The 9,035-nt window shown below is 71.0% G+C and carries 7 protein-coding genes; 5 read left to right on the forward strand and 2 right to left on the reverse strand.

The features are described 5' to 3' along the window. Positions 1-174: 174 nt before the first annotated feature. The 4 genes from ACZ3IJ_RS35400 to ACZ3IJ_RS35415 all read left to right on the forward strand — a co-directional run bounded on the left by ACZ3IJ_RS35400 (position 175) and on the right by ACZ3IJ_RS35415 (position 5,054). Positions 175-2,754, forward strand: a complete 2,580-nt coding sequence (locus ACZ3IJ_RS35400; RefSeq protein WP_467475206.1) for an ATP-binding protein — start codon at positions 175-177, stop codon at positions 2,752-2,754. A 96-nt stretch (positions 2,755-2,850) separates the two neighbouring features. Next, positions 2,851-3,534, forward strand: a complete 684-nt coding sequence (locus ACZ3IJ_RS35405; protein WP_361441844.1) for a response regulator — start codon at positions 2,851-2,853, stop codon at positions 3,532-3,534. A gap of 362 nt (positions 3,535-3,896) precedes the next feature. Beyond that, positions 3,897-4,295, forward strand: a complete 399-nt coding sequence (locus tag ACZ3IJ_RS35410) for an OB-fold nucleic acid binding domain-containing protein (protein WP_385854261.1) — start codon at positions 3,897-3,899, stop codon at positions 4,293-4,295. A gap of 3 nt (positions 4,296-4,298) precedes the next feature. After that, positions 4,299-5,054: a DUF3159 domain-containing protein gene (locus tag ACZ3IJ_RS35415; RefSeq protein WP_467475208.1), complete on the forward strand. Its 756-nt coding sequence runs from the start codon at positions 4,299-4,301 to the stop codon at positions 5,052-5,054. Positions 5,055-5,253: 199 nt separating this feature from the next. Here the strand turns inward: ACZ3IJ_RS35415 and ACZ3IJ_RS35420 are convergent, their stop codons facing one another. Next, positions 5,254-5,937, reverse strand: coding sequence for a potassium channel family protein (locus ACZ3IJ_RS35420; protein ID WP_352188033.1), 684 nt, complete (start codon positions 5,935-5,937; stop codon positions 5,254-5,256). Next, a complete protein-coding gene (locus ACZ3IJ_RS35425; protein WP_352188034.1) occupies positions 5,937-6,605 on the reverse strand; it encodes a potassium channel family protein in 669 nt (222 codons plus the stop codon). The genes ACZ3IJ_RS35420 and ACZ3IJ_RS35425 overlap by 1 nt, the downstream gene beginning before the upstream one ends. A gap of 234 nt (positions 6,606-6,839) precedes the next feature. Here ACZ3IJ_RS35425 and ACZ3IJ_RS35430 point away from each other — a divergent pair, with 234 nt between their 5' ends. Continuing rightward, a complete protein-coding gene (locus ACZ3IJ_RS35430; RefSeq protein ID WP_467475211.1) occupies positions 6,840-8,891 on the forward strand; it encodes an APC family permease in 2,052 nt (683 codons plus the stop codon). Positions 8,892-9,035: the final 144 nt, after the last annotated feature.

The following is a 9,035-nucleotide window of genomic DNA, read 5'->3' on the forward strand; positions in this document are numbered from 1 at the left end:
GCCGGGCGGGGGGGGCGCACTGGGCGGGCGGGCCCGCGGGGGGGGGGGGGGGGGGGGGGGGCCCCGCCGGGCCCGCCCCCCCCCCGCGACCGCCCCATCAGAATCCCGTCAATACGGCTCGTCACCCTTGCCCCTTGTGCGGAATGTCCGATTCGCTGGACGTAAGGTCATGGCATGGGACGGGGCAAGCTACGGATCTACCTCGGCGCGGCACCTGGTGTCGGCAAGACCTACGCGATGCTGTCCGAGGGGCACCGCCGGGTCGAGCGCGGCACGGACTGCGTCGTCGCCCTCGTCGAGCACCACGACCGGCCGCGTACCGAGGTCATGCTGCACGGCCTCGAACAGGTCCCGCGCCGTACCCTCGCGTACCGCGACACCTCCTTCACCGAGATGGACGTCGACGCGGTCCTCGCGAGGAAGCCGGCTGTCGCCCTCGTGGACGAGCTGGCCCACACCAATGTGCCGGGCTCCCGGCACTCCAAGCGCTGGCAGGACGTCGAGGAGCTGCTCGCCGCGGGCATCGACGTCATATCGACGGTCAACATCCAGCACCTCGAATCGCTGGGCGACGTCGTCGAGTCGATCACCGGCGTACGCCAGCAGGAGACCGTCCCCGACGAGGTGGTGCGGCGCGCCGACCAGATCGAGCTGGTCGACATGTCGCCCCAGGCCCTGCGCCGCCGCATGGCCCACGGCAACATCTACAAGCCCGACCGGATCGACGCCTCGCTCGCGAACTACTTCCGCCCGGGGAACCTCACGGCCCTGCGCGAACTGGCGCTGCTCTGGACCGCGGACCGGGTCGACGAGTACCTCCAGCAGTACCGGGGCGAGCACGGCATCCGCTCCACCTGGCAGGCCCGCGAGCGGATCGTCGTCGGGCTCACCGGCGGACCTGAGGGCCGCACGCTCATCCGGCGGGCCGCGCGGCTGGCCGAGAAGGGCGCGGGCGGCGAGGTCCTCGCCGTCTACATCGCCCGCAGCGACGGCCTCACGGCCGCCTCGCCCAAGGAGCTCGCGGTCCAGCGGACGCTGGTCGAGGACCTCGGAGGAACGTTCCACCACGTCATAGGCGACAACGTCCCCTCCGGCCTCCTGGAGTTCGCGAGGGGCGTCAACGCCACCCAGATCGTCCTCGGCTCCAGCCGCCGGAAGACCTGGCAGTACGTGTTCGGCCCCGGCGTCGGCCAGACCGTCGCCCGCGAGTCCGGCCCCGACCTCGACGTCCACATCGTCACCCACGAGGAGGTGGCCAAGGGACGCGGACTGCCCGTCGCCCGCGGCGCGCGCCTCGGCCGCTCCCGGATCATCTGGGGCTGGCTCGTCGGCGTCGGGGGCCCCGCCCTCCTCACCGTGCTCCTCACCCATGTCGACGCCGACCTCGGCCTCGCCAACGACATGCTGCTGTTCCTGGCGCTCACCGTCGCCTCCGCGCTGCTCGGCGGCCTCCTGCCGGCCCTCGCGTCCGCCGCCTTCGGATCGTTCCTGCTGAACTGGTTCTTCACGCCGCCGCTGCACAAGGTGACGATCGCCGACCCCAAGAACATCGTCGCGATCGCCGTCTTCTTCGGCGTCGCCGTGGCCGTGGCCTCGGTGGTCGACCTCGCGGCCCGCCGCACCCACCAGGCCGCCCGGCTGCGCGCCGAGGCCGAGACGCTCTCCTTCCTCGCGGGCAGCGTGCTGCGCGTGGGGGTCTCCCCGGCCGAGCCAGGAGGAGCGTCCAGCCTGGAATCCCTGCTCGAACGCCTCCGCGAGACGTTCGCCATGGAATCCGTGGCGCTCCTCGAACGGGAGAGCGACGTGGAGCCGTGGACCTGCGCCGCGAGCGTGGGGGCACGCCCCGTCGTCCGGCCCGAGGACGCCGACGTGGACATGCCCGTAGGGGAACACCTGGCCCTCGCCCTGACCGGACGGGTGCTGCCCGCCGAGGACAGGCGCGTGCTCGGCGCGTTCGCCGCGCAGGCGGCGGTGGTACTGGACCGGCAGCGGCTCGTCGGCGAGGCCGAGGAGGCCCGCAAGCTGGCCGAGGGCAACAAGATCCGCACCTCCCTGCTCGCGGCCGTCAGCCATGACCTCCGTACCCCGCTCGCCGGCATCAAGGCGGCCGTGTCCTCCCTGCGCTCCGACGACGTCGAGTGGTCCGAGCAGGACCGGGCGGAACTCCTGGAGGGCATCGAGGAGGGCGCCGACCGGCTCGACCACCTGGTGGGCAACCTCCTCGACATGTCCCGGCTCCAGACCGGGACCGTCACCCCGCTGATCCGCTCCATCGACCTCGACGAGGTCGTCCCGATGGCGCTCGGCGGGGTGCCCGACGGCAGCGCCGAGCTGGACATCCCCGAGACGCTGCCGATGGTCGAGGTCGACAAGGGACTCCTGGAGCGCGTCGTCGCCAACATCGTCGAGAACGCCGTGAAATACAGTCCGGAGCGGGTGCCGGTGGTCGTCTCCGCCAGCGCGCTCGGCGACCGGGTCGAGCTGCGGGTCGTCGACCGGGGACCCGGGGTGCCGGACGAGAGCAAGGAGGGCATCTTCGAGCCGTTCCAGCGCTTCGGCGACGCCCCGCGCGGCTCCGGCGTCGGCCTCGGGCTCGCGGTCGCCCGCGGCTTCGTGGAGGCCATGGGGGGCACCATCACCGCGGAGGACACCCCCGGCGGCGGCCTGACCATGACGATCACCCTCAAGGCGGTGACGGGGCGGAGGCCCCCGGCGCCACCCGCCGCCGACGTGCCGGCCCGGGTCACCACGTGACGCCCGGTGGCACCGAGGGGCGAGTGACCTGATGGTCCTACGCCCAGGAGATCCCCGTACCCCCCGACGTACGCAGCAGAGAGAAGGAAGCCCTCGATGACCCGGGTTCTCGTCGTCGACGACGAGCCGCAGATCGTCCGCGCGCTGGTGATCAACCTCAAGGCGCGCAAGTACGAGGTGGACGCGGCGCCCGACGGCGCCACCGCCCTTCGGCTCGCCGCCGAACGCCATCCCGACGTGGTCGTCCTCGACCTCGGCCTGCCGGACATCGACGGTGTCGAGGTCATCAAGGGCCTGCGCGGCTGGACCCGCGTGCCCATCCTGGTGCTCTCGGCCCGCCAGACCTCCGACGAGAAGGTCGAGGCCCTCGACGCCGGAGCCGACGACTACGTCACCAAACCCTTCGGGATGGACGAGCTCCTGGCCCGGCTGCGCGCCGCGGTCCGAAGGGCCGAACCGGTCGGCGGCGACGACAGCGTCGTCACGGTCGAGACCGAGGGCTTCACGGTCGACCTGGCCGCGAAGAAGGTCCACCGCGACGGCCGCGACGTACGGCTCACGCCCACCGAGTGGCACCTGCTGGAAGTGCTCGTCCGCAACAGCGGGCGCCTGGTGAGCCAGAAGCAGCTCCTCCAGGAGGTCTGGGGCCCGTCGTACGGCACGGAGACCAACTATCTGAGGGTCTACATGGCGCAGCTGAGGCGGAAGCTGGAGGTCGACCCCTCGCACCCGCGCCACTTCGTCACCGAGCCGGGCATGGGCTACCGCTTCGAGCGCTGAATCGACCCGCGGACGTGACCGAAGGCGCGCGCGGAGGCGCCCGACGGAGGTTGGGGAGTGCCCGACGGAGCGCGGGGGTGCCGGAAGGGGCGGGCGGGGTGCCCGAAGGGGCAGGCAGAGGTGCCCGGAGAGTCGGGCGGAGGTGCCCGGAGAGGGGGGCGGGCGTGCCCGGAGAGGGGGGCGGGCGTGCCCGGAGAGGCGGGCGGGCGTGCCCGGCGAGGCATGCGGGAGCGGTCGGAGAGCATGAGGGCGAGCGGTCGAGGGAGCGTCCGGAGAGGCCCGTGGAGAGGCCGTGACGGGGCCGTGAGCAGCCCGTTCGGAGGGCCGGTTCCGCAGTCGGTGGGGGCCGGTACGCTTTCTGTATGAGTGCTGCACCGCGTACAGAGAAGCCGGCCGGACGGTTCCGCCGGATGCTCGACCGGCTGTCCACCTCGCAGGAGGAGCTGGAGTCCGTCGAGCTCCAGGAGGACGCCGAGGCGACGGGCTGCACGCGTATCTGCGACTGCTCCGACCGCCAGATAGTCAAGGTGACTGGTACCTTGCGCACGGTCACGCTGCGCCCCCGGGCGGGTGTGCCCGCCCTCGAGGCCGAGCTGTTCGACGGCACGGCCCCGCTGGACGTGGTGTGGCTGGGCCGGCGGTCCATCGTGGGCATCGAGCCGGGCCGCAAGCTGATCGCCTCCGGCCGGATCTCCATGAGCCACGGTCGGCGGGTCCTCTTCAACCCCAAATACGAGCTCCGACCGCTCGGACAGGAGTAGCCGGTGACGTCGCTCGACAAGCCGACGACGGATCAGGACGCCCCGGACAGTCAGGGCGCTCCGCAGGGACAGGCCGCGAAGGAGGTCACCGAGGCCGCGCTGTTCGAGGCCTTCGGCGGCCTGCGGGGCATGATCGAGACGGTCCTCCCCGGCCTCCTCTTCGTCACGATCTTCACGATCAACAAGGATCTGCACGTCTCGGCGATCGCGGCGCTCGGGGTCTCCCTGGTCCTGGTCGCCGTCCGGCTGATCCGCCGGGACACCGTCAAGCACGCCTTCAGCGGTGTGTTCGGCGTGGCGTTCGGTGTGGTCTTCGCGATGATGACCGGCAACGCCAAGGACTTCTACCTGCCGGGCATGCTGTACACGCTGGGCCTCGCCCTCGCGTACCTCGTCACCGCGCTCGCCGGCGTCCCGCTGATCGGCCTGATCCTCGGCCCGGTCTTCAAGGAGAACCTCTCCTGGCGGACACGTAACCCCGGCCGCAAGAAGGCCTACACGAAGGCGAGCTACGCGTGGGGGTTCATCCTCCTCGCCAAGTGCGCCATCCTCTTCCCGATGTACTGGTGGGCCGACACGACCAAGTTCGGCTGGGTCCTCGTCGCGCTGAAGATCCCGCCCTTCCTGCTCGCGGTCTACCTGACGTGGGTCTTCCTGGCGAAGGCCCCGCCGCCGATCGACGTCTTCGCCGAGATGGAGGCGGAGGAGGAGGCCGAGAAGGCCCGCAAGGCGGCCGCGACGCGAGAGCGGGAGTCGTAAAACCCCCGGAGCCGTACGAGACGCGGGGTGAGGGCACCAGAAGGGTGCTGTGAGCCGCACGCGGCAGCCGCGGGCAGGCTCGCACGCACCACAGGCACGCGCGAGCCGTGAGCCTCACCACCGAAACGGGAAGGGCCCGGGACCTCTCAGAGGTCCCGGGCCCTTCCCGTACGTCCTGCGCACCTCGCGGCGCGGCGCGTCAGTCCCTCGGCGCGCCCTCTTCGCGGCGGACCGACAGCAGGTCCTCCAGCTGCTCCTCGCGCGCCTGGGCGGCCACGAAGAGGAGCTCGTCGCCCGCCTCCAGGGTCTCCTCGGGGCTCGGGGTCAGCACCCGCGAGCCGCGGATGATCGTCACCAGGGAGGTGTCCTGCGGCCAGGCGACATCACCCACGGCCGTCCCCGCGATCGCCGACTCCGGCGGAAGCGTCAGCTCCACCAGGTTCGCGTCACCGTGGCTGAAGCGCAGCAGCCGGACCAGGTCGCCGACGCTCACCGCCTCCTCCACCAGGGCCGACATCAGGCGCGGCGTCGACACGGCGACGTCCACGCCCCAGGACTCGTTGAAGAGCCACTCGTTCTTGGGGTTGTTCACCCGGGCGACGACGCGCGGCACGCCGTACTCGGTCTTCGCGAGCAGCGAGACGACCAGGTTCACCTTGTCGTCACCGGTGGCCGCGATCACCACGTTGCAGCGCTGGAGCGCCGCCTCGTCCAGGGACGTGATCTCGCAGGCGTCGGCGAGCAGCCACTCCGCCTGCGGCACCCGCTCCACCGAGATGGCGGTGGGCGCCTTGTCGATCAGCAGCACCTCGTGGCCGTTCTCCAGGAGCTCGCCCGCGATGGAACGGCCCACCGCACCCGCGCCCGCAATTGCGACACGCATCAGTGACCGCCCTCCTCGGGACCCTCGGCGAAGGCCTCCTCGACCTTCGCGATCTCGTCCGTGCGCATCATCACGTGAACGAGGTCGCCCTCCTGCAGCACGGTCTGCGAGGACGGGATGATCGACTCGCCCAGCCGGGTGAGGAACGCCACGCGCACGCCGGTCTCGTCCTGCAGCTTGCTGATCTTGTGGCCGATCCACGCCGGGGAGGTGTGCACCTCGGCGAGCTGTACCCCGCCGCTCGGGTCGGTCCACAGCGGCTCGGCGCCGGACGGCAGAAGGCGCCGCAGCATCTGGTCGGCGGTCCAGCGGACCGTCGCGACGGTCGGGATGCCGAGACGCTGGTAGACCTCGGCGCGCCGGGGGTCGTAGATCCGGGCGGCCACGTTCTCGATGCCGAACATCTCGCGGGCGACCCGGGCGGCGATGATGTTCGAGTTGTCGCCGCTGCTCACCGCGGCGAAGGCACCGGCCTCTTCGATCCCCGCCTCGCGCAGCGTGTCCTGATCGAAGCCGACGCCGGTGACACGCCGTCCGCCGAAGCCGGAGCCGAGACGGCGGAAAGCCGTCGGGTCCTGGTCCACGACGGCCACGGTGTGCCCCTGCTGCTCCAGGGTCTGCGCGAGAGCGGCTCCCACTCGCCCGCAGCCCATGATGACGATGTGCACGTCCCCTTACCCCGCACTCCTGATCGTCTTACTGACCTGCGAATACACCCTGCTCACAACTTTCCTCACCCGACTGGCCCGGGCCGTGGCGGGCAGCGCTCTGCCGAGCTGCCCGATCCGAGCTTATGCGGCAACACCTTGGGGGACCGCATCCGCGGTCCCCGCCAGGGAGATTCCGTGCGGATTGGGGGTCGCGGTGAGCATGGCTGTTTTCGAACGCTTACGATCCTCTCCGTGTCCAAACTGACCGACCTGCCCAAACGGATCTTGATCGGACGGGCTCTGCGCAGCGACAAGCTCGGGGAGACCCTGCTCCCGAAGCGCATCGCCCTCCCCGTCTTCGCCTCCGACCCGCTGTCCTCGGTGGCGTACGCACCCGGCGAGGTGCTGCTCGTCCTGTCGATCGCGGGTCTGTCGGCCTACCACTTCAGCCCGTGGATCGCGCTGGCCGTCGTCGTACTGATGTTCACGGTCGTCGCGTCCTACCGGCAGAACGTCCACGCCTATCCGAGCGGCGGCGGCGACTACGAGGTCGCCAACACCAACCTCGGCCCGAAGGCCGGACTGACCGTCGCCAGCGCCCTGCTCGTCGACTACGTCCTGACCGTCGCCGTCTCGATCTCCTCCGGGATCGAGAACCTCGGCTCGGCCGTCCCCTTCGTCGTCGAGCACAAGGTCCTCTGCGCCGTCGGCGTCATCGTGCTGCTGACGCTGATGAACCTGCGCGGGGTGAAGGAGTCGGGCAGCCTCTTCGCCATCCCGACGTACGTCTTCGTCGCCGGCGTCTTCATCATGATCGCCTGGGGCGCGTACAAGGGGATCGTCCTCGACGACACCATGAAGGCCCCCACCGCCGACTTCGAGATCAAGCCCGAGCACCAGGGTCTGGCCGGCTTCGCGCTGTTCTTCCTGCTGCTGCGCGCCTTCTCCTCCGGCTGTGCCGCCCTCACCGGCGTCGAGGCGATCTCCAACGGCGTCCCCGCCTTCCGCAAGCCCAAGTCGAAGAACGCCGCCACCACGCTCGCCCTCATGGGCGCGCTGGCCGTCACCATGTTCTGCGGCATCATCTTCCTGGCGCTCGCCACCGACGTACGGATGGCCGAGAACCCCGCTGTCGACCTGCTCCGCGACGGTGTGCCGGTCGGCGAGAGCTACGTCCAGGACCCGGTGATCTCCCAGGTCGCGGCCGCCGTGTTCGGCGACGGAACGTTCTTCTTCATCCTCCTCGCCGCGGCCACCGCGCTCGTCCTCTTCCTGGCCGCCAACACGGCGTACAACGGCTTCCCGCTCCTCGGCTCGATCCTCGCCCAGGACCGGTACCTGCCGCGCCAGCTGCACACCCGCGGCGACCGGCTCACCTTCTCCAACGGCATCGTGCTGCTCGCCGGCGCCGCTGCCCTCCTGGTCTGGGTCTACGGGGCCGACTCGACGAAGCTGATCCAGCTGTACATCGTCGGCGTCTTCGTCTCCTTCACCCTCAGCCAGACCGGCATGGTCCGGCACTGGAACCGCCACCTGCGGACCGAGAAGGACCCGGCCAAGCGCCGCCACATGATCCGCTCCCGCGCGATCAACACCTTCGGCGCCTTCTTCACCGGCCTGGTCCTGGTCGTCGTCCTCGCCACCAAGTTCACGCACGGCGCCTGGGTCGCCCTGCTCGGCATGGTGATCTTCTACGGGACGATGACCGCGATCCGCCGGCACTACGACTCCGTGGCGGACGAGATCGCCGCCGCCGAGGAGCGCCCCGACGAGTACGTGCGCCCCTCGCGCGTCCGCTCCGTCGTCCTCGTCTCCAAGCTGCACAAGCCGACACTGCGCGCGCTCGCGTACGCCAAGCTGCTGCACGCGAACGAGCTGGAGGCGCTGAGCGTCAACGTCGACCCGGCCGAGACCAGGGCGCTGCGGGAGGAGTGGGACCGGCGCGGGATCAACGTACCGCTGAAGATCCTCGACTCGCCGTACCGCGAGATCACCCGGCCGGTGATCGAGTACGTCAAGAACATGCGCCGCGAGAGCCCGCGCGACGCCGTCTCCGTCTACATCCCGGAGTACGTCGTCGGCCACTGGTACGAGCACCTGCTCCACAACCAGAGCGCCCTGCGCCTCAAGGGCCGGCTCCTCTTCACCCCCGGCGTGATGGTGACCTCCGTCCCGTACCAGCTGCAGTCCTCCGAGGCGGCGCGGAAGCGGGCGAGGAAGCGCCAGGACTGGAACGCGCCGGGTTCGGTGCGCCGCGGCCCCGTCGAGAAGCGCACGAAGGAACCGACCGGCAAGGGCACGTAGACTGGTGGGGGGGGGGGGGGGGGCCCCCCCCCCCCCCAAAAAACGAAAATAATTGTATGGCCCCCCGCCGCGACCCCCCCCCCCGGGGGGGCTGGGGGGGGGGGGGGTGGGGGGGGGGGGGGGCGGGGGGCCCCGCCGGGGCCC

Source organism: Streptomyces sp. NPDC013317 (assembly GCF_055563155.1).

Excerpts from the sequence above, each read along its gene's own strand:
- ACZ3IJ_RS35400 (WP_467475206.1), top strand. The coding sequence starts at position 175 with ATGGGACGGGGCAAGCTACGGATCTACCTCGGCGCGGCACCTGGTGTC.
- ACZ3IJ_RS35410 (WP_385854261.1), top strand. The coding sequence starts at position 3,897 with ATGAGTGCTGCACCGCGTACAGAGAAGCCGGCCGGACGGTTCCGCCGG.
- ACZ3IJ_RS35420 (WP_352188033.1), bottom strand. The coding sequence starts at position 5,937 with ATGCGTGTCGCAATTGCGGGCGCGGGTGCGGTGGGCCGTTCCATCGCG.
- ACZ3IJ_RS35405 (WP_361441844.1), top strand. The coding sequence starts at position 2,851 with ATGACCCGGGTTCTCGTCGTCGACGACGAGCCGCAGATCGTCCGCGCG.